This window comes from Pseudarthrobacter sp. 902506025 (assembly GCF_040702325.1).
GTDB lineage: Bacteria > Actinomycetota > Actinomycetes > Actinomycetales > Micrococcaceae > Arthrobacter.
Genome location: NZ_JBFBKW010000002.1, coordinates 661,819 through 684,357, shown reverse-complemented (window position 1 = coordinate 684,357; position 22,539 = coordinate 661,819). Strand labels below are relative to the sequence as shown.

Annotated in this window: 23 protein-coding genes; 13 read left to right on the top strand and 10 right to left on the bottom strand. The window is 68.9% G+C overall.

Annotation, left to right across the window (positions count from 1 at the left end; all coding sequences use genetic code 11):
• Positions 1-11: 11 nt before the first annotated feature.
• The 7 genes from AB0280_RS07070 to AB0280_RS07040 form a co-directional block, all read right to left on the bottom strand.
• Positions 12-800, bottom strand: a complete 789-nt coding sequence (locus tag AB0280_RS07070; RefSeq protein ID WP_366366591.1) for an enoyl-CoA hydratase/isomerase family protein — start codon at positions 798-800, stop codon at positions 12-14.
• 24 nt (positions 801-824) lie between these two features.
• Entirely contained in the window at positions 825-2,051 is a 1,227-nt protein-coding gene (gene paaE, locus AB0280_RS07065) for a 1,2-phenylacetyl-CoA epoxidase subunit PaaE (protein ID WP_366366590.1), read from the bottom strand.
• A gap of 10 nt (positions 2,052-2,061) precedes the next feature.
• Positions 2,062-2,583 (bottom strand): 1,2-phenylacetyl-CoA epoxidase subunit PaaD, encoded by a 522-nt coding sequence (gene paaD, locus AB0280_RS07060; RefSeq protein WP_275179827.1) that lies wholly within the window; start codon positions 2,581-2,583, stop codon positions 2,062-2,064.
• 5 nt (positions 2,584-2,588) lie between these two features.
• Positions 2,589-3,449, bottom strand: coding sequence for a 1,2-phenylacetyl-CoA epoxidase subunit PaaC (gene paaC, locus AB0280_RS07055; RefSeq protein WP_366366587.1), 861 nt, complete (start codon positions 3,447-3,449; stop codon positions 2,589-2,591).
• Entirely contained in the window at positions 3,446-3,823 is a 378-nt protein-coding gene (paaB, locus tag AB0280_RS07050; protein ID WP_366366586.1) for a 1,2-phenylacetyl-CoA epoxidase subunit PaaB, read from the bottom strand. Before paaB ends, paaC begins: the two co-directional genes overlap by 4 nt.
• Entirely contained in the window at positions 3,820-4,812 is a 993-nt protein-coding gene (gene paaA / locus AB0280_RS07045; RefSeq protein ID WP_159630929.1) for a 1,2-phenylacetyl-CoA epoxidase subunit PaaA, read from the bottom strand. Before paaA ends, paaB begins: the two co-directional genes overlap by 4 nt.
• 435 nt (positions 4,813-5,247) lie before the next feature.
• Complete coding sequence (locus tag AB0280_RS07040) at positions 5,248-5,484, bottom strand: hypothetical protein (protein ID WP_159633144.1); 237 nt, start codon at positions 5,482-5,484, stop codon at positions 5,248-5,250.
• Between the two features lie 234 nt (positions 5,485-5,718).
• On the opposite strand from AB0280_RS07040, the gene AB0280_RS07035 reads away from it, so the two are divergent.
• From AB0280_RS07035 to AB0280_RS06975, 13 genes are all read left to right on the top strand, one after another.
• Entirely contained in the window at positions 5,719-6,480 is a 762-nt protein-coding gene (locus AB0280_RS07035; protein WP_366366584.1) for a phosphatase PAP2 family protein, read from the top strand.
• 9 nt (positions 6,481-6,489) lie between these two features.
• Positions 6,490-7,179, top strand: coding sequence for a DedA family protein (locus tag AB0280_RS07030; RefSeq protein ID WP_366366582.1), 690 nt, complete (start codon positions 6,490-6,492; stop codon positions 7,177-7,179).
• Positions 7,180-7,184: 5 nt separating this feature from the next.
• On the top strand, positions 7,185-7,874 hold the full coding sequence (locus AB0280_RS07025; RefSeq protein WP_366366581.1) for a response regulator transcription factor: 690 nt from the start codon (positions 7,185-7,187) through the stop codon (positions 7,872-7,874).
• Positions 7,871-8,881, top strand: a complete 1,011-nt coding sequence (locus AB0280_RS07020) for a sensor histidine kinase (RefSeq protein WP_366366580.1) — start codon at positions 7,871-7,873, stop codon at positions 8,879-8,881. The genes AB0280_RS07025 and AB0280_RS07020 overlap by 4 nt, the downstream gene beginning before the upstream one ends.
• 119 nt (positions 8,882-9,000) lie before the next feature.
• On the top strand, positions 9,001-9,822 hold the full coding sequence (locus AB0280_RS07015) for an alpha/beta fold hydrolase (protein WP_366366579.1): 822 nt from the start codon (positions 9,001-9,003) through the stop codon (positions 9,820-9,822).
• A 369-nt stretch (positions 9,823-10,191) separates the two neighbouring features.
• A complete protein-coding gene (locus AB0280_RS07010) occupies positions 10,192-11,478 on the top strand; it encodes a hypothetical protein (RefSeq protein ID WP_366366578.1) in 1,287 nt (428 codons plus the stop codon).
• A 212-nt stretch (positions 11,479-11,690) separates the two neighbouring features.
• Complete coding sequence (locus AB0280_RS07005; protein WP_366366577.1) at positions 11,691-12,407, top strand: hypothetical protein; 717 nt, start codon at positions 11,691-11,693, stop codon at positions 12,405-12,407.
• Between the two features lie 33 nt (positions 12,408-12,440).
• On the top strand, positions 12,441-13,205 hold the full coding sequence (locus AB0280_RS07000; RefSeq protein ID WP_366366575.1) for a hypothetical protein: 765 nt from the start codon (positions 12,441-12,443) through the stop codon (positions 13,203-13,205).
• A 30-nt stretch (positions 13,206-13,235) separates the two neighbouring features.
• The gene (locus tag AB0280_RS06995) at positions 13,236-14,564 is read left to right on the top strand and encodes a hypothetical protein (RefSeq protein WP_366366574.1); all 1,329 of its coding nucleotides are present in this window, start codon (positions 13,236-13,238) and stop codon (positions 14,562-14,564) included.
• A 2-nt stretch (positions 14,565-14,566) separates the two neighbouring features.
• On the top strand, positions 14,567-16,132 hold the full coding sequence (locus AB0280_RS06990) for a hypothetical protein (RefSeq protein WP_366366573.1): 1,566 nt from the start codon (positions 14,567-14,569) through the stop codon (positions 16,130-16,132).
• 36 nt (positions 16,133-16,168) lie between these two features.
• Positions 16,169-17,242 carry a hypothetical protein gene (locus AB0280_RS06985; protein ID WP_366366572.1) on the top strand — a complete coding sequence of 358 codons (1,074 nt, stop codon included), beginning with the start codon at positions 16,169-16,171 and terminating at the stop codon, positions 17,240-17,242.
• Positions 17,242-18,024 carry an amidohydrolase family protein gene (locus AB0280_RS06980; RefSeq protein ID WP_366366570.1) on the top strand — a complete coding sequence of 261 codons (783 nt, stop codon included), beginning with the start codon at positions 17,242-17,244 and terminating at the stop codon, positions 18,022-18,024. Before AB0280_RS06985 ends, AB0280_RS06980 begins: the two co-directional genes overlap by 1 nt.
• Positions 18,015-18,644 carry a hypothetical protein gene (locus tag AB0280_RS06975; RefSeq protein ID WP_275179841.1) on the top strand — a complete coding sequence of 210 codons (630 nt, stop codon included), beginning with the start codon at positions 18,015-18,017 and terminating at the stop codon, positions 18,642-18,644. The genes AB0280_RS06980 and AB0280_RS06975 overlap by 10 nt, the downstream gene beginning before the upstream one ends.
• A 6-nt stretch (positions 18,645-18,650) precedes the next feature.
• Here the strand turns inward: AB0280_RS06975 and AB0280_RS06970 are convergent, their stop codons facing one another.
• The 3 genes from AB0280_RS06970 to AB0280_RS06960 all read right to left on the bottom strand — a co-directional run bounded on the left by AB0280_RS06970 (position 18,651) and on the right by AB0280_RS06960 (position 22,512).
• Complete coding sequence (locus tag AB0280_RS06970) at positions 18,651-20,039, bottom strand: sigma-54-dependent transcriptional regulator (RefSeq protein WP_324642893.1); 1,389 nt, start codon at positions 20,037-20,039, stop codon at positions 18,651-18,653.
• Between the two features lie 185 nt (positions 20,040-20,224).
• Positions 20,225-21,148: an AfsR/SARP family transcriptional regulator gene (locus tag AB0280_RS06965; RefSeq protein ID WP_366366567.1), complete on the bottom strand. Its 924-nt coding sequence runs from the start codon at positions 21,146-21,148 to the stop codon at positions 20,225-20,227.
• A gap of 359 nt (positions 21,149-21,507) precedes the next feature.
• Positions 21,508-22,512, bottom strand: a complete 1,005-nt coding sequence (locus AB0280_RS06960; protein WP_366366566.1) for an MIP/aquaporin family protein — start codon at positions 22,510-22,512, stop codon at positions 21,508-21,510.
• Between the last annotated feature and the right edge of the window lie 27 nt (positions 22,513-22,539).

The following is a 22,539-nucleotide window of genomic DNA, read 5'->3' as shown; positions in this document are numbered from 1 at the left end:
AGATGGGTTGCTTAGCGGCCGCCGCCGGTGAACTTCGGCTCGCGCTTCTCCTGGAACGCCCGGAAGCCCTCTGCGTAGTCCTCGGTCTTGCAGAGCCGCGCCTGCTCCTCGTTCTCCTCCTGCATGGCCTGCCACAGGCCCAGCCGCTGGTCGCGGATGTGCGCCACCAGCTCCTTGGAGGCAACAAAGGCGCCCGTGGCGCCGGCAGCCACCCGCGAGACAATCTCCCGCGTCGACTCCAGCAGGGAATCGGCAGGCATGGCCCGGCTGAACATGCCCTGAGCCACCGCCTCGGCGCCGGAGATCAGGTCCGCGGTGTAGATCAGGTCCAGCGTCCGGTGCATGCCCAGCCGCTCCGTGAAGTACCAGTGGCCGCCCGAATCCAGCGTGGCCCCCAGCTTGGCGAACGGCGAACCGAACTTCGCGTTCTCGGCCACGTACACCACGTCCGTGGCCAGCAGCAGCCCCAGCCCCACTCCCAGGCAGGCGCCCTGCGCCGCAGCGAACGTCGGTGCCGGGAATGCGGCCATCTTCTGCAGCAAAGGCTCCACCAGCCCGCCCAGGTACGCGGCGGCGTCGTCATTCTCCGGGGTGACCCCGGCGATGTCCCGGCCCGCGCAGAAGGCCCGGCCCTCTCCCCTCAGCAGCAGCGCCCGTACCTCACCGCGTGAGGCGGCGGCAGCAGCGTCGTCGTACGCCTGTGCTAAATCCCGCAGCGCCTGCTCATCCAGTGAGTTCAGCTTGTGGGGCGCGTCCAGCACTACCTCGGCGATGCCGTTGCTGATGGAAAGGGAAATCATGGGGCTCCTTCTGGTGAAAACGGATTAGACGTCGAAGTCGACCGTGACTTCCTTGCTGGTGGGGTGGCTCTGGCAGGTCAGGACGTAGCCCTTGTCCAGCTCATCCTGCTCCAGCGCGTAATTCTCGTCCATGGTCACGGTGCCGGTGACCACCTTGGCCCGGCAGGTGCCGCACACTCCCCCGGCGCACGCGAACGGCACGTCCGGGCGCACCCGCAGCGCCGCGTTCAGGATCGACTCGCGGGCGTGCGTGGGGCTGGCCACCTCGCCCTGCAGGCCATCCAGCTTGAACGTAATCTTGTACGTCTCCTTGGACTCGTCCACCACCACCGGACGGCCGGCGTGGCCCTCCGGGCGGTCCGGCTTGCCGGAGGTGAACAGCTCGAACCGGACGTTCTCCGGCTTCACCCCGCGCTCGGCCAGGGTGTCCCGGCACAGCTGGACCAGCTCGAACGGCCCGCACAGGAACCACTCGTCCACATCGTCCGCGTGCAGGGCGGTGCCCAGCAGCTGCTGCAGCTTCTCCGAATCGATCCGGCCGGAGAGCAGCGGCGCGATCCGCTGCTCACGGCTCAGCACGTGGTGGATGGCCAGCCGCTGCGGGTACTTGTCCTTCAGGTCCGCCAGCTCCTCCAGGAACATCACGTCCATGGCGGCCTTGTTGGCGTAGATCAGGTCGAACCGGGTGTCCGGGTTGGCGGCCAGCAGCGTCCGGGCGATGGCGATCACCGGAGTGATGCCGGACCCGGCGGCGATGGCCACGAAGTTCCCCGCCTCCCCTGCCAGGTCCTCCGGGTGGTTCATGGAGTTCATGACGTTCTGCTCCACGGCCTGCCCGTCCCGGCCGTGCTTGGACACGAACGCGCCCATGGGGCTCATCACGTCCAGGGTGTCCCCGGCCTTCAGCTCGGCGTTGGCCCACGTGGAGAACAGCCCGCCCAGGTCCTTCTTGATGGCCACGCGGATCTCGCTGGTGCCGTCCGCGAAGCTGCGCGGCTCGGCGCAGATGGAGTAGCTGCGGCGGATCTCCTTCGGCTCGCCGCTCTCATCCGGCAGCGTGGTGCGCAGGGCCACGTACTGGCCGGGCAGGTAGTCGAACTTGCCGGCGAGCTCGGCCGGCACGTGGAAGCTGACCTCGATGGCATCGTCGGTGAGCCGGCGCACCTCCTTCACCGCAAGGGAATGGAAGGACGGACGACGGCGGCCGGTCACCTCAGCCTCTTCGGCGGCGGTCTGGCGGACAACAGGCATGGGGGCTTCCTTACAGGACTTTGAAGTAGTCGAACGGTTCCTTGCAGTCCTGGCACACATACAGCGCCTTGCAGGACGTGGAACCGAAGCGGGTGAGTTCCTTGGTATTGAGACTGTTGCACTGCGGGCACTTCACGGCCAGGCTCAGCCGGATGGGGCCGGAGTGGCCGCCGGCCCGGGAGTTGCCGCTGGGCGGGGCGATGCCGTATTCCTGCAGCTTCTGCTTGCCGGCCTCGGTCATCCAGTCCGTGGTCCACGCCGGGGCCAGGACCAGGTCCACGTGCACGTCCCCGTAGCCTTCCTTCTTGAAGGCGGTGTAGAGATCGTCACGGATGGCGTCCATGGCCGGGCAGCCCGAGTACGTTGGCGTAATGGTAACGGTGACCTCGCCGCCCGCCACGTCCACCTTCCGGAGGATGCCCAGGTCCGCGATGCTGAGCACCGGGATCTCCGGGTCCACCACGGTGGCCGCGATGTCCCAGGCCTTCTGCTCCGGGGTGCGGGTCCGGGATTCGAAATCCGAGATGTACACGGCAGTCACCAGCTGGCCCCGGGATGCTCGCGGGCCAGAACCTGCATCTCCGCGAGGATGTAGCCCAAGTACTCGGAGTGCTTGCCGTACCGGCCGCCGCCCGGGGCTGCGGGCACGTCCGGGACCTCCAGCTCCGCTTCGTTCAGGACGTCCGCCACCAGGCGGGCAAAGTCTTCCCGCAGGCTGGAAGGCGCGACGGCGGCACCCGCCTCAGCGAGGCGTTGCGTCAGGTCATCGTCCTGGAACAGTTCGTTGACGTACGGCCACATGGTGCGCAGGCCGTGGATCATCCGCCGGCGGGATTCGTCAGTGCCGCCGGCCAGGCGCAGGACCCACTGGGTGCTGTGGTCGCGGTGGTAGTCCACTTCCTTCACCGCCTTGGCGGCGATGGCGGCCAGGGTGGCGTCCGTGGAATCGGTGAGGCGGCGGTAGAGCTCGTACTGGTAGTAGCTCACCACGAACTGGCGGGCGATGGTGGCGGCGAAGTCCCCGTTGGGCTGCTCGAACAGCTGCACGGAGCGGAACTCGTGCTCGCGGCGGAAGTAGGCCAGGTCATCTTCTGACTTGGCCGTGCCGTCCTCGGTGGGCAGGCCGGCGCCGGCGTAGGTGAGGAAGCTGCGGGCGTGGCCCAGCTGGTCCAGGGCGATATTGCCCAGGGCGATGTCCTCTTCCAGCTCCGGTGCCCGGGAGATCCAGTGGCCCAGGCGCTGCGCGAGGATCAGGGCGTCGTCGCCCAGGCGGAGGGCGTACTCCGCGACGTCTTCGGTGGGCTTGGCCAGGCCGGTCTTGACCTCGAGCGCGATGTCCTCCGGGCGGAGGGCGTTGCCGGGGGTGATCCGGGTGGCGGAGGCGTTGGCTTCGCTCACAGGTGCTTCACCCCTTCGCTCTTGGTGTAGTAGGTGGCATGCCGGTAGTCCTTGCCCTGCGGCGACTCGAAGAAGGAGCCCTTGGAGTCGGGGTCGCTGGCGGCGATGGCGTCAGCGGGGACCACCCAGATGGAAACGCCCTCGTTGCGGCGGGTGTAGAGGTCACGTGCGTTGCGGAGGGCCATGGCGGCGTCCGGGGCGTGCAGGGAGCCGGCGTGGACGTGGCTCAGGCCGCGGCTTGACCGGACGAAGACCTCCCAGAGGCCCCAGGTGGAGCGGTCGTGGTGATCCGGTGAGGAGCTGGCCTTGGGGGCTTCGCGGTTGATCTCGACTGCGCCGCTTGCAGGGGTTTCCGGGTTGCCGTGGGGGCTCATGCTGCGTATTCCTTCGTCTTCTTTGACTGTTTTGCTGCGTAGGCGGCTGCTGCCTCGCGGACCCAGGCGCCGTCGTCGTGCGCTGCCCGCCGGCGCTCAAGGCGCTGGGCGTTGCAGGGGCCGCGGCCGGCCAGGACTTCGTGGAACTCGTCCCAGTCCAGCGGACCGTGCTCCCACTTCTTGGTGTCCTCGTTGAAGCGGATCTGGTCATCCGGGAGGGTGAGGCCCAGGACCTTGACCTGCTCCACCATCATGCCCACGAACCGGCTTCGGAGCTCGTCATTGCTGAACCGCTTGATGTTCCAGGCCATGGACTGCTTGGAGTTGGGGGAATCGTCATCCGGCGGGCCGAACATCATCAGGGCCGGGGCGTACCAGCGGTTCACGGCGTCCTGGGCCATCTGCTTCTGCGCCGGGGTGCCGTTGGAGAGTTCAAGGAGGATCTCGAAGCCCTGGCGCTGGTGGAAGGACTCTTCCTTGCAGACGCGCACCATGGCGCGGCCGTAGGGGCCGTACGATGCCCGGCACAGCGGGACCTGGTTGCAGATGGCTGCGCCGTCCACCAGCCAGCCGATGGCGCCCATGTCAGCCCAGGTACGGGCCGGGTAGTTGAAGATGCTGGAGTAGCGGGCCTTGCCGGCGATGAGGTCGTCCATCATCTTGTCCCGGGACTGGCCCAGGGTTTCCGCTGCCGAGTAGAGGTAGAGACCGTGGCCTGCCTCGTCCTGCACCTTGGCCATAAGGATGGCCTTGCGCTTCAGGCTGGGGGCGCGGGAGATCCAGTTGGCCTCCGGCTGCATGCCGATGATCTCGGAGTGCGCGTGCTGGGAGACCTGGCGCAGGAGCGTCTTGCGGTAGGCCGCCGGCATCCAGTCGCGGGGCTCGATGCGCGAGTCCTCGGCGATGATCCGGTCGAAGTGGGCCTGGCCTGCGGCGTCCTCTTCCGGGGTTAGCTCAGCCGGCACTGACTGCAAGTTCTGCGCTGCCATGGTTGCTCCTATGCAAAGACCTGTCGGGCGTCTCGGAATTATTTACCGACCGTTCGTTCAGGATATGCGGGAGCGTGCGGAGGCGTCAAGCGTGTCCCCCTTTCCGCCAACGCCCCATCACCTCCCGCCCACCTTCAGCCAACGCCCCATCACCTCCCGCCCTCTTTCCACCAACGCCCCATCACGTTGCGCGCGAAAGGCGCGGACCGACGTCGTACATTCCCCCACCTCACCCGCGGCCCCCTGAGTTGTCGGGCTGTCGATGCGGAAACTCATCACTGACGCCGATACTCGCCCACGCCGGCAAATATGGGGTGCGTGAATGAGTCTGCGCAGCGGAAAGGTGCGGTGCCTTCGGGGAGTCAATTACCCAGGAAGGATGAGCCGGGCCGGGCCCTCAAGCTCCGGCCTGCGCGAAAGCCCGGAGCTCCGGGATTATTTCTTCCAGGCCCGCCCCGGGGTCTTGGACAACGTGGCGGCCACAGCCAGGGCACCGGCCACCTGCGCCACACCAAGCATCCGGGTCAGGCCCGGGCGTTGCTTGAACCAGCCCATCAGCGGAGCCCAGGGACCGAACTCCCACCGTGCGCAATGCTCCACCGGGTACAGGGCGGTCAGCACGCCGTCCCCGATCTCCGCCATAACCAGCGACTCCACGACCCGAACGTCCATCAGAATCCCTCCCGAGCCTGGGCCGATCCCGACTGATCGGGCCCTTGGAAACAGTGTGCGGCGGCCAGCCACGGCAGCTTAGGGCTGAAAGCCCTGAATGGGGCCGGCCCGCGCCAATTCGAAGCGGACGTTCATCACGGAGGCCGGCACTTCTTAAGCCTTTCTTAAAACCCAAGGGGGAGAGTGGAAGGACGGGCCGGACAGCGCCCCACGCCACGCCTCCCCAAGGAAAAAATGCACCGATCAGCCCACGATGACCGCCTGAACCAGCACACCGCGCCCACGGCACCCCCGGCCGTCGGCACCCAGTTCAGGGCACTCCCCCAGCCCCGGCACTGGCTGCCTGTGGGCGTAATGCTGTGCGCCGCCGTCGTGGTGCTGGGCCTTGCCGTGCAACTCGTCCCCGGCGACACCACCGCAGAACTGGGCGTTGACCAAAACCTCAGCCTGCACCACGTTGCCGTGCTGACCGCGGTGGCGATGGGGATCAACCTGCTGTTCGGCCCGGTGGTGGGCCTGCTCCTAATCGCGGTCACAGCCCTGGCCATCTGGCTCTTCCGACGCGACCTGGTGACCGCCGCTGCCTTCGGGCTCACCGCATGCTCGGGCTGGGTGGCGAGCGAGACCTTCAAGCTCCTGTTCGCCCGGCAGCGGCCCAACCCGGCGCTGCTGTTCGACCCCCTGGCACCGGAAACCGGATCCAACAGCTTCCCCAGCGGGCACGTCAGCTTCGCGGTGGCACTGGCCTTCGCCCTCTACTTCCTGGCCCGCAGGACCCGGTGGGCCAAGCCCGTTGCCGTGGCCGGGGCCGCCGTGGCGCTGATCGTCGCCTGGTCCAGGCTGTACGTGGGGGTCCACTACCCCACTGACGTCGCGGCCTCCTTCTTCGCCGCCAGCGCCGCCGCCGTCCTGCTCGCCGGGCTTTGGAACCGCTTTGCCCCCGCCCTGGTGGAACGCGTTCCCGCCAGGATCCTCCACCCCTCCCGCCGGGCGTAAGGAGCAGCCATGCACAGCCTCTTGACCTCCCTGGCAGCAGCTGCGGGCCCGCCGTCGCTGCTTGACCCCGCCGGCCTGCTGGAGGGCTTCGGCCCGGCCGCGCTGGGCGTCATCGCCGCGATGGTGTTCATCGAATCCGGCGTCCTGTTCCCCTTCCTGCCCGGCGACTCCCTCCTCTTCACCGCCGGCCTCCTGCACCAGCAACTGAACCTGGCACTGCCCCTGCTGATCGGCGTGATCACCGCGGCCGCGGTCGGCGGCGACCAGGTGGGGTACCTGCTGGGGCGCAAATTCGGCCGACGCTGGTTCAAGGACGATGCCCGCATCCTCAAAACCTCCCACCTGACCGTCACGGAAGAGTTCTTCCGCCGCCATGGAGGCGCCGCCGTCATCCTGGCCCGCTTTGTGCCCATGGTGCGGACCTTCGCGCCGGTCACCGCCGGCATTGCCCGCTACGAATACAAGGCGTTCACGCTCTGGAACATCGTGGGCGCCCTGGCCTGGGCGACGTCCGTGACCCTCCTGGGCACCTGGCTGGGACACTACGAGATCATCGCCAAGAACATCGACGTCATTGCCGTGGTGATGGTCCTGGTCTCCGTGGTGCCGTGGATCGTGGAGTACCTGAAGCGCCGCCGGAAGAACCGGCTGGCCGAACAGCCCACTGACGAAACTCTGGAAGCCGCTGCGGAAGAATAGGCGGCATGACAACTGGTGAGGGGCTGGCCCTGCTGCTGGTGGAGGACGATCCCGTCCTGGGTCCGCTGATTGCCGAGCTGCTGGAGCCCGACTTCACCGTCCGGCTGGCGGCGAACGGGCAGGAGGGCCTGCACCTGGGGCTGACGCAGCCGTGGGACGCGATGGTGATCGACCGCGGCCTGCCTGTCATGGACGGGATCAGCCTCATCACCACCCTGCGGGCCAAGGGCATCGGCACCCCCATCCTGATCCTCACCGCACTGGGCGACACCAACGAAAAAGTCCGCGGCCTGGACGCCGGCGCCAACGACTACCTGACAAAACCGTTCGACGGCGGCGAGCTGGCTGCACGCCTGCGCGCACTGACGCGCAGCTACGGTCCGCCCCCGGGACAGGGCCCGCCCGCAGGGCAGGTGAGCATCGGCACCTGGGAATTCCACCCGGCGTCGCGCGCTGTCCGCTCCATGTACGGCGACACCGTCTCGCTGACCGCAAAGGAAGCCGAGGTGCTGGCCGCGCTGGCGGCGGAGCCGGACCGGGTGTTCACCAGGGACGAACTGCTCGCCGCGCACTTCCAGGGGACGGACCAGCCCGGCGTGATCGATACCTATGTCCACCACCTGCGCCGCAAGATCGACAGGACCGTGATCCGCACCGTCCACGGCGTTGGCTACCAGATCGGCAACCCCTCATGACTGCTCCCGGACCAGGCACCCCGCCTCCTGCCGCCGGCGACCCGGACCGGGATATCCTGCGCCGCGCGTCGCTGAAGGTGGCACTGCGGATCAGCGCCGGGGTTGCCGCGCTGGTGCTCATCCTCCTGGCCGCGGCCACCGCCTTCCTGATGTACAAGCTGGCCCATCCGGTCCTTCCCGCTTCTGAACCCGGCAAACCGTACACCTACCTCGATTCCAGGGACCTGATCGAGGGGATGATCCTTGCCGGCCTGGGCGGCGTGGTGCTGGCCGGTGTGGTGGGTTGGCTCAGCGCGCGCAGCGCCATCCGGCCCCTGGGGGAAGCGCTGGCCCGGCAACGGCGGTTCGTCCAGGATGCCAGCCACGAGCTGCGGACCCCCTTGGCCATCCTTGACACCCGCATCCAGCTGGCCCAGCGCAAAGCCGAACCCGGATCCGAACCGGCGCAGGCCCTGGCGAAGATCCGGGAGGACGCGTCCACGCTGACCGGGATCGTAAACGAGCTGCTCCTGGCGGCGACCGCGGCCGAACCCGGACCGGACCTTGCGCCAGTGGATGTGGCTTTGGCTGCCCGGTCCGTGGCCGGCAGCCTTCAGGACCTTGCCCGCCAACAGGGCGTCCAGATAATGTTCGACGGCGGCGGGCGGGCTTTGGTGCGGATCGACCCAAGTTCGTTCCGGCGGGCCGTGCTGGCCCTGGCGGACAACGCGCTGGGGCACACGCCGGCGGGCGGAAGCATCACCATCTCCGCCGCGGTTGAGGGTTCCCGCGCGCTGGTCCGGGTTTCCGACACCGGATCCGGCATCAGCGGCGTGGACCCGGACCGGATCTTCGACCGGTTTGTCCGTGCCGGCCGGACCGGCGACGCGCAGGGCCGGCGGAGCTTCGGGATCGGCCTGGCCCTGGTCCGCGAGATTGCCTCCGCGGCAGGCGGCACCGTGAAGGTGGTCCGCACCGGACCGGACGGAACCACCATGCAGCTGACGCTTCCCCTGGCCCGGGACTGACGCCCTCTACGTGCGGACTGACCCGCTTTTCCACCATCCTGGCGCGAAACCCTTGACTCGGCACGCTGGACCCGAGAAGCTGGGCTGCCCCTTGGCCCGCCACTGAATGGAGCACTGCGATGACCAAGACCCAGGAAACAGGCACCGTGTCCGCCGTAGTGTCGCCCGACGGCACCTCCCTCAGCGTCGAGCGGATGGGTACCGGACCCAGCCTGGTCCTGGTGGACGGGGCCTTCTGCGGCCGGAACTTCGGGCCCTCACGTGCGCTGGCGAATGAACTAAGGGATTCCTTCACCGTCTACTTTTACGACCGGCGGGGGCGCGGGGACAGCGGCGAGACCATGCCCTACGCCACGGAACGGGAGATCGAGGACCTCCAGGCGGTACTGAACGAAGCCGGCGGCAACCCCTACGTATACGGGATTTCCTCAGGCGCTGCCCTGGCCCTCGAAGCGGCAGCAGCGGGAGTCCCGATGCGCGGGCTGGCCACCTACGAGGCGCCCTACACCGGCGTGCAGGGGCCGGACGGCTCGCCCGGGAGCCACCGCGAGCACCTGGAGGCGCTGCTCAGGGACGGTAAACGCGGCAGCGCCGTGTCCTATTTCCTGGTCAAAATGGTGGGCGCACCGGCCTTCCTCCCCTACCTCCTGCGCATCATGCCCGGAGTGTGGAAGAAGCAGACGGCGGCCGCCAACACCCTGCCGTACGAAACCCGGGTCACCAACAACTTCACGGCGCCGGTGGAGAGGCTCCGCACCATCACCGTGCCCACCCTGGTCATGGTGGGCGGGAAGGCCGCCGGCCCCATGGCCCAGGGGCAGAAGACCATCGCGGGCGCCGTCCCCGGCAGCGAACACCGCGTCCTCGATGGCCAAACCCACCAGGTTTCGGCTGCTGCCATCGCCACCCAGCTCCGGGGATTCTTCGACGGCGACAAGTAGTCCGCCCGGGTTACACCCAACGCCCCATCACTTCCCGCCCCCTTTCTCCCAACGCCCCATCACTTCCCGCCCCCTTTCCACCAACGCCCCATCACTTCCCGCCCCCTTCCTCCCAACGCCCCATCACTTCCCGCCCCCTTCCTCCCAACGCCCCATCACTTCCCGGGCCCTTTCCACCAACGCCCCATCACTTTCCAAACCTGCGGGCCGGCGACGGGGAATGAACGCAGCGGAGGTGAGGATGCGCGTTGCCAGCATGGCTGGGCCACGCCGGTTCTGCGGTGAAGAGCCGGTCATATGGGTCACGGGCCGGCAAGTAGCCCGCCGGGGTTGCTTCCGCCGCAGGAGGCCACGGGGCTAGCCTGAACTATGGCCACCGAAGGGCCCGGTCCCGGCCTGCAGCTGCAGGCGGGGCTGCAACCCGAGCTGCGCGCGCTGCCCGGCCTGCTGAGGGCCCTGGGCATGCTGGCCATGACGCACGCGGAAGTGCAGCTCGCCACCGAACGAGCCCTTGCCGACAACCCTGTCCTGGAGCGTGCCGAGGGCCACCCATGTCCGGGGTGCGGCCGGCATGTGGCGTCCGGAACCTGCTTCCGCTGCCGGGGCCAGTCGGGCGTCTCGCAGTTCCGTGATGGCCCCGAGCCGGCCGTCAATCCGTTCGCATCGCTGGAAGCAGACGCAGGCGTTGAAGTCCGGCCGGACTGCCGGCACGCACTGGACCCTGTGCTGGCTCATCTGACCTCCCGAGGACTGCTGGACTGCGAACCGGAGCAGATCGCCCGGCAGCACGGCCTGCGTCCCGACCAGGTGCACGAGGCCCTCCGCGCCATCCGGGCCGTGGGCCCGCCAGGCATCGCCTCCACCAGCGTCGTGGAACTGCTCGCCATCCAGGCCGAGGCGCTGGTGAACGCCGGCCAGGCTCCGGACTGGCTCCCCCACCTGGTGCGCGGACACCTGGCGGACCTCGCCGCGGGAAGCACCGCCGTCGTGGTCCGTGCCATGGGACTTTCAGAGGAACAGGTCCTTGCCGGCCTGGCCATGGTGAGGGAGCGGCTGCGGCCCTTTGTGGCAGTGGAGACCAGTGCCGCGACAGCCGGCGTCCATACGGCGGACGTGTTCCTGTACCGCCGGCCGGACGGGTCCCTCGAGGTGGAGGTCCCCGCGAGCGCCTGGTTCGGCCTCCAGGTAGTGGACCTCTCCGCCGGCCTCCCCGCGGCGTCCAGGGCGAAGCAATGGCTGACGGACCACGAACTCGCTGCCAGGCGCCTCCTGTACCAAATCGACCGCCGCGCCGGCGCCCTCCTCCGGATCACTGAGTGCGCCGTCGCGCACCAGAAAGACTTCCTGGCCCACGGCGACGCCGGACGCCACCATCCCTTGACGCGGACCGCCGTCGCCCAGGAACTCGGGCTGCATCCCTCCACCGTGAGCAGGGCCGTGAGCGGCAAGCGGCTCCGGCTGCCCTCCGGAACCGTCACCGACCTGGCCTGCCTCTTCGGCAAGGGCATGGCCGCCCGCGCCGCACTGCAGGAGTCCATCGCGGCGGCCGGCGCTGCCTCCGATGAACAACTCCGCGCCGAACTGGCCCGCAGCGGGTTCGTCATCGCCCGCCGGACCGTGAACAAGTACCGGCGCTCGCTCCAGCTGGACTCGTAGGCGGCCCCGCAGGCACCGCAGGCAACCGCGAATTCCTTTTCGCGCCGGCGAAATCCGGTTCGGGCCAGGGCTGCCGGCCGCCGCCGTTTCTCCCCCGCTTCCGCCCGTGCCTGAGCCCGCCCGGGTTTGGCACGAATTGTGCAGTAAGAGGGTATGCGGTGTTCCGCGGTGGTGCCTCCCAGGGCACCTGCAACTCCGGAAAGGAAATACTCATGCACGACATCGATAGGGCACTGTTCGAAGGCCAGGACGAGGGCACCTGGGGCGAGGTGATGGATGAGGGGCCCGGCTACTCCTACGAGGACGAACAGTCACCCTTCCAGGGCGAAGACGCCAGCGAAGCCGGGGGGCTCTGGGGCGAGGCCGACAGCCAGGAAACCGACGAGCTTGCCCTCGCCGCCGAACTGCTCGAAGTCACCGACGAGGACGAGCTGGACCAGTTCCTGGGCGACCTGGCCCGGAAGGCAGTCTCGGCCGCCAAGGACTTCGCCGGGAGCGCGGCAGGACAGGCAGTGGGCAAGGTCCTCAAGTCCGCCGCCCGAAAGGCCCTCCCGCAGCTGGGCCAGGCCGTAGGCAACTACTTCGTTCCCGGCGCGGGCGGGCAGGCCGGACGCCAGGTGGGCAAGTGGCTCGGCAGCAAGTTCGAATCCGGGCTCCAGCTGGAAGGCCTGTCGCCGGAGGACCGCGACCTTGAAACCGCCCGCGCCTTTGTCCGCTTCGCCACCTCCACCGCCCAGCGCGCCGCGGCCACGCCCCGGAGCATCCCTGCCGCCCAGGCAGCACAGCAGGCAGCCACCGCCGCAGCCCGGCAGCACCTCCCCGGCCTGCTCGGCCGCCCAGGCCAGAACGGCCCCGGCCAGTACGGCCGGCCTGCCAGCGGCCGATGGATCCGCCGCGGCCGCAACATCGTGATCCTCAACGCACGCTAACAACCCGGCACCACCAACCCGAAGGACATTGCCATGAGCACCAACTACTACGAGACCGAGTCCGCACCCTGGGCGCAGGAAGACGAAGACGAAGGGAACTTCAGCGGCTACGAGGGCGGATCCGACCGAGAGGAAAACCTGGAGACCGAGCTGGCCATGGAACTCCTCAGCCTCAACTCCGAGGAAGAACTGGACCAGTTCCTGGGCAGCCTGGCCCGCAGCGTGGTGAAGAACGCCTCCCGGTTCATCAAGTCACCCATCGGCAAGGCCCTGGGCGGCGCCCTCAAATCCGTCGCCAAGACGGCGCTGCCCATTGTGGGAGGTGCCATCGGCTCCTTCGTCGCTCCCGGCGTCGGGACCGCCATTGGCAGCAAGCTTGGCTCCATGGCCGGCGGCCTGCTCGAGGCCGAGGAAGCCGAAAATATGGACGAATCAGAGGCTGAGGAAGAGGCCGCCCGCCGCTACGTCCGGTTTGCCCGCGCCGCCTACCGCAACGCCGCACGGACCCCCGTCTCGGTCCCGCCCAACGCGGCCGCCCGCGCCGCGGCCACCGCCGCCGCCCGCCGGTACGCCCCGTCCCTGCTCCGCGCCCGCCAGGCAGCCCGGCGCGGGACCCGGAACTACCGCGGCGGCGGCACCCGGATCTACAACACCCAGTACTCGGGTGCAGTGTGGGGCGCCCCGGACGAAGGCTGGGACAGCCAGCAGGACGGCAACGGCAACGGCAATTCCGGGAGCGGCGCCGACGAAGGCCGCTGGATCCGCCGCGACGGCCGCGTCATCCTCCTGGGGATATAACCTGCCGGCGGCTGACGGCAGGCGATCGGGATGGAAACGAACACCATCAGCACCGCGCTCATCGAGAGCGAGGCGGACGGCCTGGTGTCCCGGCTGGACCAGATCAAGCCCTTCGTCATGCAGGAAACCATGGTCCTGGCCGCCGCACTGCCCCGGGACGCCCAGCTGCTGATCGAACGCTTCCTCCACGCAGGACGCCACGAACTCCGGGTCCAGGTTGCCGAGTTCCTGGACTGGCTGCACGGCGACGGCAGGACCGCCAGTCCCGCCGAACAGCAGCGCCGGTTCGTCCTGATCCGCCTCCAATTCAACGTGGTGCTGGCACAGTTCGACCTGTTCACCGAGGTGGTCACCCAGCGCAGCGAGCACTCCACCGGCGTCTGGCTTTCCGGGCTGGACATCCTGGCCCAGGACGCCTTGCGGCTGGACGGAAACCACGACGACGACGACGCACGGCTGGTGGTCTACCTCGCCAGGGGTGCGGGTGCTGCCATCCGGCGGGCCAAGACCCGTCTGCCCGGCGGCAAACCGAACCCGGTGGGGATCATCAGGCTTCCCCGGGAGCGGATGGTGGGCAGCGGGATCGCCTCCTCCCTGGCCCACGAGGTGGGACACCAGGGAGCGGCGCAGCTGGACCTGGTGTCGTCCCTCCGCGCGGAACTCGACCGGCGTGCACAGCAGGACCCGGACGGCGGGTGGGACGTGTGGTCCCTGTGGATCAGCGAGATCGTGGCGGACATGTGGTCCGTCGCGACCGTGGGCATCACCTCCACCGTGGGCCTGCTGGCGGTGGTCAGCCTCCCCCGCTACTTCGTCTTCCGGCCGGGCGGCACCGATCCCCACCCGATGCCCTATCTCCGGGTGCTGATCTCCGCGGCGCTGGGCGACGCCCTCTACCCGCACCCCCAGTGGCGCGGGCTGGCATCCGTGTGGCGGGCCATGTACCCGCCCGCAGGGCTGCCGGCGGAGCACCTCGCCTGGATCGGCAAGTGCGAGGCCCACATCGGCAACCTGGTCTCCCTGCTCATGAACCACCCCGTCCCGGCGGCCGGGGGCCGGAAACTGGGAACCCTCTGGCCCACCCGCGAACGGCGGCCCGAGCGGCTGCTCCGCCTGCACCAGGACTGGGGCGGCGACTTCGGGGTCATGGCCCGGCAACGGCCCGCACTGGTGTTCGCGGTCTTGGGCCAGGCCAAAGCCGCCGGCCGCATCACCGCCGAGGAGGAAAGCTCGCAGCTGTCCTCGCTGCTCACCGCATGGGCGGTCCGCAGCAGCCTGGACGACATGGGCGCCCCCGCACGCCTGGCCGGCAGCCCGGCACACTACCTCACCACACCAGCACTAACAACAAGGAGATAGCCATGGATTTCAATCGACGGCCGGTTGCACCGGTGTATGCCGGACAGGATGTGGGAATCCGTTTCCAGCTGGAAAGCTCGGACCCCCTGGGCGACTACAACTTCCAGGTCCTGGACGAACGGGGCAGGAGCATCCCCATCGGCGGGAACAAGGGCGGCATTTTCACCAAGACCATGAGCCGGGGCAAAGCGCTGGAGCTGAAGGTACGGCTCCCCGACCCGCTGGAATACCGGGTGCGGTTCCGCCCCAACATGCGCGGCATCGTGGGGAACTGGACCATCATTGACCGGATCGACGTCCAGGCACCGGACTCCGAACCGGTCATCAAGGTGGCCCTGGAGCCCAACGCTGCCCCCAACAGCGGACACGCCCAGCTGTGGGACTTCATCTCCGGGGTGGCCGGGAACCTGACCTACACCAACTTCGCTGCCTTCGCGAAGACCAAGGCAAAGACGTTCGGCTCGCTCCCGCCCTTCGGCGGCCTCACCTACCAGAACCTGCACGCGCTGTCCGTGGAATTCATCTCCAAGGGCGCCCTGGGGAACAAGTTCGATCCGCTCCGCAAGAAAGGGTCCGGATGGGGGCCCGCCAACCACAGCGCCCGGGCCATCCCCCTGTCCTACGTCAGCGACCAGGACAACGACCTCGCCCGGCCCTTCCCGGACGGCATCCCGTACGGCCAGTACCCGCTGGAACAGGTGCCGTTCGTCGAGCTGATTTACGTGTACTGGCTGGAGGAAGGCATGCTCTTCCAGTCCCTGAACAGGATCCTGGCCCGCTTCCAGAACCGGCGGTCACAGCCGGACGGGGACCCGCTCTCGCGGCTGGCAGTCAGCCCGCTGCTGCCGCTGCGCGGGCTCCTGTGGGGACTGGCCGAGGCCGAGAAGGACAGGCTCTCGCTGCGCCGCCGCGCCGCAGAGTACGAGTACCAGTACGGCCTGCAGCTGATCGGCCGCGCGATTCCCCCGGCGGAAATGCTGGTGGAGCGGCGGACCCAGTTCCTGGACGCGTTCCACAGCCTGCTCAATGCCTGCCACCGTTACTACAAGGAGTTCAGCGACAAGACCGTGGACGCGGACGCGTTCCCGCTCCTGAGCAACCTGCAGGAACTGCACCTGGTCCTGGCCGCCGGCGCGAACAACCAGTTCGCCGACGTCTCGCTGTCCGCCCGGATTGAGACCCTGGACGTGCAGTGGATGCTGGCCCAGCCCGAAATGCGCGAGTTCCTGGGCGGCCGCACCATGGTCCCCTACCAGGAAGAGTGGATGGGCCGGGTGGACACCATGAAGCTGATGCAGGAATGGTCCGACGCCAGCGTGACCCACTTCTACGACCTGGCCGTCCACGGAGAGCAGCTGCTGCTGTCCGTGCGGCATGGCCGGTGGAACGAGTCCGGCATGACCAGCGACGACGCCAAGAACTGGGCCCTCAAATGGAAGCCGTCCGTCCAGCGCTACATCCACGCCTACCGGGCCGTCACCGGGGTGGACCTCAGCGAACGCGTGGACACCACCATGCCGTCCGCGCTGCTGCAGCGCCGGCTGGCCCGGAAGCTGGTCCGGTACTAGGACATGGCCAGGTCAGGAAAGGGCTAGGTACAGGAGATGGCCGGGTCACCGGGCGGAACGGATTTCACGTCCGCACTGTTCCTGGGCCAGCACCACCCCAGCACCGGGCTCACCCCGTGGGCGGAGTTCACCACCGGAGTGCCTGCCGCGCTGCGGGAACTGCCGGCGGCCGCGGAGCTGGCCTCCATGGTTGCCGCGCAGCAGCATGCCGACGGCGGCCTGGTGGCCAGGTCGGCGCTGCACGGAATGATGGATGTACTGCAGTCACTCCCCCGGCCCGGGGATGTGCTCCTGGTGGACGAGGACGCGTACCCACTGTCCCAGTGGGCGTGCCGGGCCTCGCTCCCCCGGGGCGTGCGGGTAGTAACGTACCCGCACTTCCGGCCGCCCGCCGTCGTGCCTTCCAACGGACCGGCACCTTCCGCCAAAACCTGGGTGGTGACCGATGGCTGGTGCCAGGGGTGCGGGCGGCCTGCACCCCTGGCCCAGCTGCAGGCCATCGCGGCGAGGACCGGCGGCCAAGTGATCGTTGACGACTCCCTGGCCTTCGGCATCCTGGGCCGGAGGTCCGGTCCCGGCGGCTTCGGTGACGGTACCGGCACGGCACGCTGGCTGGGCCTGTCCCACGATCGGCTGCTGTGGCTCGGTTCGCTGGCCAAGGCCTACGGCACGCCCGTCACGGTGATCACGGGTGAGAGCACCACGATGGGCATGGTGGCCCGTAACGGCGGGAACCGGATGCACAGCAGCCCGCCGTCGGCGGCGGACCTTGCGGCCGGGATCGGGGCCCTCCGCAGCAGCGGGCTCCCCCGGCTGCGGCGGCGGCTGTGGCGGCTGACCCTCTGGCTGCGGACGGCGTTCGCTGACCTTGGCCTTCCGCCGATGGGGCTCCCCTTCCCCATTGTCGGAACCCGGGTGGGCTCCCTGCCGCTGGCACGTAGATGGCGGACCGAGCTCGCAGCCCGGGGCGTGCAGGCGCTGGTGCAGCTGCCCCGCTGCCGGCCCGGCGCCGTGCTGTCCGCCGTGGTGCGCGCCGACCACAGCCAGGCCGACCTGGACCGGCTGGTGCGGGGACTGGCCGCGGTGACGCGGGACAGGCGGGCGGCCTGATGATCGTGGATTCGCACGTCCATGTGGGGACCGCCGGCGTACCGCTGGGCCCGGCCGGCCCCGCCGCTTCCTTTGCACTGTGGCGGAAGCGGGCTGCCGCCGTCGGAATTTTCCGTGGTGTGCTGATGGCCGCGCCGGGTGGCACCTACGCGGCCGCCAACCGGGCCGTGGCGCAGCTTGCCCTGAGGGAGCCTGGCGGGTGGCTTTGGTATGTGTTCGTCAATCCCGTGGCCGACCGCGGGCGGGTGGGCGCCATGGTGGCGGCCGCCCACGCACGCGGCGCCTGCGGGATCAAGGTGCACTGGTCCGACGGACCCGCAACGGATGAGGTAGCGCTGGCCGCGGAACGCCATCAGATGCCGGTGCTTTTTGACCCCGGCGGGGACGTTCAGCTGGTCCGCCACCTGGCCGGGCGGCATCCGGGGGTTGCCTGGATAGTTCCACATTTGTCGTCCTTCAACGACGACTGGCGCGCCCAGAAACGGCTGACCGATGCGCTGGTCCAGCTGCCCAACATCTTCACGGACAGCTCAGGAGTGCGGTACTTCGACCTGCTGGAGGAGGCCGTGGCCCGGGCCGGATCGCGGAAGGTGCTGTTCGGCAGCGACGGGCCGTACCTGCACCCCGCGCCCGAGCTCGCCAAAATATTCGCGCTGGACCTGCCGCCGGCTGACCGCGACCTCATCCTGGGCGGCAACGTCCTGAGGCTGACGGGACCGGCCCGGAGCGGGCGCTGCTGCACCGATGCAGGACAGGACAGGAGGAAGAAGGCATGGCTGTAAATGTGCCGGCCGCGGGTCCGGAGCCGATCAGGGCGCCGGGGATGGCCGAGATAAAACCGGACAACGGGCCGGCGATCAGGGGCGGCCTCAACCAGCTGCGCGCCTACCTCCGGCAGAGCGAGGCCGCCCGCCGGGCGGGGCCTGGCAGCAGGACGGCACGGCCCGCATGGATGGCGGGCAACGAGCCCCGGCGGGAATCCGTGTGGTTGATTACCTACCGGCCCTGGCCGCCCGGGCCATCGCCCAGCCAGGTGCGCATCTTCGCCCACGAAATCGCCGGGGACCGGCTGGTGGCCAGGACCAGCAGGGATGACCGGCTGCCGGCCACGAAGGACCTGGTGAAGTCCCGCCGCGAACTGCCGCCCGTCCAGCTGGCAAAATTCATTCCGTTTCCGTCACCGGACAAGCAGCCGGACATGTTCGGGCTCGCCGTGGAGGACCTGGTCCGCCAGCAGTTCGGCAGGATCTATAAACGTGCCAACTACCGGGGCCGGCTCCCCGGACGGAAGGGGCCGGACGTGCTCTGGCGGGAGCTTGGGGACCTGTTCCGGGAACTCGCCGAGGAGACCGGCGACGGGTACTGGCACGAGGTGGCGGAGGAGCTGGACCGCGGGGCCTAGCCGGAGCTAGGCACCGCCGGTGTCCGTCCTGCGGGCCTGCCGCTGCTGGACGGCACGGTCCGTGAGCCCCAGCATGGTGGCGGCCGAATGGACGTTCCCGCCGCTCCGCTCAACCGCCACAGCCACGGCCGCCTCCGCCGCACGTTCCTTGATGTCCCGCAGCCCAAGGCCGGCGTCAACTGCCCAGGCCACCGCCCTGGCGAGCGGATCGACGGCGAGCGGATCGACGGCGCCGGCCGGGCCGCCGTCGTACGCGTTCTGGCCCTGATCCGCTCCCAGGTGCCCTGCCTGCGGCCTGTCCTCGCGGGGAAGGTCGCCCGGGGTAATGGCCCCCGGGCCGACGTGCCGCGCCGCGATGCGGAAGGCCAGCTGCCGGAGGTCGCGCAGGTTGCCCGGGTAGCTGCGGCGGAGCAGGACATCCTGGACCGCCGGATCCACGTCCGGGTCGGTCCGGGCGCCGGTGGCCTCGCGGCAAAAGCGGGCGAAGAGGCAGAGGATGTCCTCCAGCCGGTCCCGCAGCGGCGGCATGGTGACCACCGAGGCCGCTATGCGGTGGTAGAGGTCGGTGCGGAAACTACCGGCGGACACTTCACGGGCGAGGTCGCGGTTGGTGGCGCAGATCAGCCGGAACTTGCTGTGCAGCCACCTGTCGCCGCCCACGCGTTTGTAGGTGCCCTCCTGGACCACGCGGAGCAGCTCGGGCTGGAGTTCCAGGGGGAGTTCGCCTACCTCGTCGAGGAACAGGGAGCCCTGGTCGGCACCGGAGCAGGCGCCGGTCCGCACGCTCACCGCGCCCGTGAAGGCACCGCGTTCGTGGCCGAACAATTCGCTGCCCATCAGCGTGGGGACGATGGTGGTGCAGTCCACCACCACCAGGTTGCCCCGCTGGCTGCTGACCGCGTGGGCCACCCGGGCCGCCAGCTCCTTGCCGGTCCCCGTCTCCCCCTGTATCAGGATCGGTGCGTTCCCGAACTTCGCGGCCACCACCAGGTCCCGGAGCGCGGACCGCAGCGCCGGGCTTTGCCCCGCCAGCTTGTCCCGGACGGCAACAGAGTCGATCACCGTTTCCACGTCCTCGATCCGCTGCAGCCACGCCGCCACCGGCTCCACCTGGCCGTGCCAGGCCATGCATTCCGCCGCACCCGCCTCAAGCACCGGCCAGGGTTTCAGCCTTCCGTCCGGCGGCCCGAACACCAGCACCCTGCACCTGCCGTATTCCGCCATCCCCAGGGCCGAGACCAGGTCCTGCGACTGCGCCGCGGCAAAGATGATGCCTGCGGTGGCGGCAGTTTCTGGAGCATCCGCCAGCTGGAGGGGGACGTGTGCGGCACGGAGGGTTTCGATGGCCTCACTGGCCCAGGCCTGCCGGCCACTGAGGTCCATTACCCACGGCATAGAGCCCCTCGCAGATCCGCTGCCGGCACTTCGCCTGCGCAACGAAGCTGACCATGCCCGGCGTTACAGCCCCGTTACTGCCACTGCTACTGCCGCGGCGCCAGAGGATCTTGCGCCAATCTTTCAGGAAAAACCGCGGGTTGCTGATGGTTTTTCACGCATGATCAGGGTCAACGGATGAGGAGTCAGATAACACCATGACCGACCACAGCGTCCCTGACGGGCCCGGGGTCCCCGCCAGCGGCGGCACCTTGGTGATCCGCACGTGGACCGAGCCCGACGGCGAACACGGCTTCCGCGCGCGTGTCACCTACAGCGAGGGGTCCGGGCAGCACGGCAGCCTCTCCACCGTGGACCGGGAGGAAGTCCTCCACGCCGTGCGTCAGTGGCTGGCTGCCCAGGACGGGTGAAAACCGCGCGGGTGGATACCCCGGCTGCACGGCGTCGATGAGTTTGGTGAGCGCTTCCGATGGCAGGACGCCCAGGTCCCTGCGCAGGGCCGTCGTGTAGTTCCCGTAGGCATGCAGAGCGGAAACAGGGTTCCCCATTTCCAGTTCCGCGGTGACCAGGGCCCGCACGGCGCTCTCGTAAAGGGGTTCGATTTCCAAAGCAGCGCCCGCCGCTTCCGCAGCGCCGCCGCAGTCCCCCGCCCGCAGCAGTGAACGTGCCAGGAGCGTCAGGGCGCGCAGCCGGTCCTGGTGCAGCCGGCTTTGCTCGAACAGCACCCAGTCCTCGTACCAGCCGGGCAGCAGCTCGGCGTCCCGCAGGTCCAGCAGGGCCCTGGTGGCTGCCCCGCTTCCTGCCGGACTGTCCTGAAGCAGGGCCCGTACCCGGTACAGATCCACCTGTACCGACGGGTCCAGGGCCAGCACCGGTCCGTCCTTCACCAGCATCCCGGGGATCTGGCGCGTGGCCAGGTGCACGCTGACCCTGAGGCTCTCCAGGGCCCGGGGCTCTGGGCAGTCCGGCCAGAGGAGCCCGGCAACGTAGTTCCGCACCCTGGGACCGCGGATGGCAAGCGCGGCGATCAGGCGCTGCTGGCGGACGGCAACATGGACAATTTCTCCGTCGCGGCGCAGTTGCCAACACCGGAGCAGGTCCAATTCCACATGTCCACAGCCACCACCGCCCACGGGACACCTCAGCCGGGTTGAAGTACCTGATCTACGTAAAAATGAGGATCCTCAGCTTGAAAATGAATGTCAATGTAGCGGGGCCCCTAATCGGGTTGGGAGGGCGCGCTCTCGAAAGCTGCCAGCGACGCGCCATCACCTCCTGCCCCTTTCCCTGAGACGCCCCATCACCTCCTGCCCCTTTTCCTGAGACGCCCCATCGCCTCCTGCCCCTTTCCCTGGAACGCGCCATCACTTCTGGCCCCTACCCCGGCAATCCCCCATCACCCGGCGTGCGAAAGGCGCGGGCCGCCGTCGCACTTTCCTGCCGGGGTGCCCGCGCCTGACGCCTGTACCTAAGCCGCCCGCCTCTTCGGCACGGTATGCGTCTTCGGCACGGCCACAGCCTCAGTGGCCGGAGGTGTTTCTCCGCCGGCGCGGCCCGGAGGTGTGGATTCCTGCAGCCGTGCCCGGGCGTCGAGGACGTCGCCGATGAACCAGTCGTAGATCAGCACGCCGATCACACCGCCCACCACCGGGCCCACGATGGGAACCCAGAAGTACCAGCTGAAGGCCTCGTCCACTGTGCCAGGCAGCGCCGTTTGGCCCCATCCGGCCAGCCATGCGAAGAGCCGCGGCCCGAAGTCGCGGGCAGGGTTGATGGCGTAGCCGGCGTTGGCGCCGAGGGAAATGCCGATGGCGGCGACCGCGAGCCCGATCATGAACGGGCCCAGGTTCGCCTGGACGGCGGTGTTGCGCATATCGATGATGGCCACGACGAAGATGACCAGGAACGCCGTGCCCACAATTTGGTCAATCAGCGGGCCCGTGGGGTTGCCGTTGAAGTACGGTGCCGGGAACGTGGCGAAGATGGAGTAGCTGGCCAGCCCCTTCGCGTCGGCGCGGCCGGTGCCGACGGCCTTGTTGTAGGCGTCGATGGCGTTGTAGTAGAGCAGGTAGACCAACGCAGCCCCGGCGAAGGCGCCCACCACCTGGGCCGCGATGTACGGCCCCACCTTCCGCCAGGGGAACTTCCGGCGGACGGCGAACGCAATGGTCACGGCCGGGTTGATGTGGGCGCCGCTGACGCCGCCGGCCACGTAGACGGCCAGCGCCACGGCCAGGGCCCATCCCCAGGCAATGAGCAGCCAGTCGCCCGCGGCCATGAAGATGGTGGTTGAGGTGGCGGCGCGGCCGGATCCGGGCAGCGCGGCGACCGCCATGGCCACCACGCCGTCGCCGAACGCAATCAGCACAAAGGTGCCCAGGAACTCGGCAAGGAGCTCGCCCCAGGTTCCACCCAGTTGTTTGAGTCCGCTGCCATTGCGGACGGCATTTCGTAGCGGACTGATATCACTCATCGCGCGTACCTTCTTTGCGATTTTGGC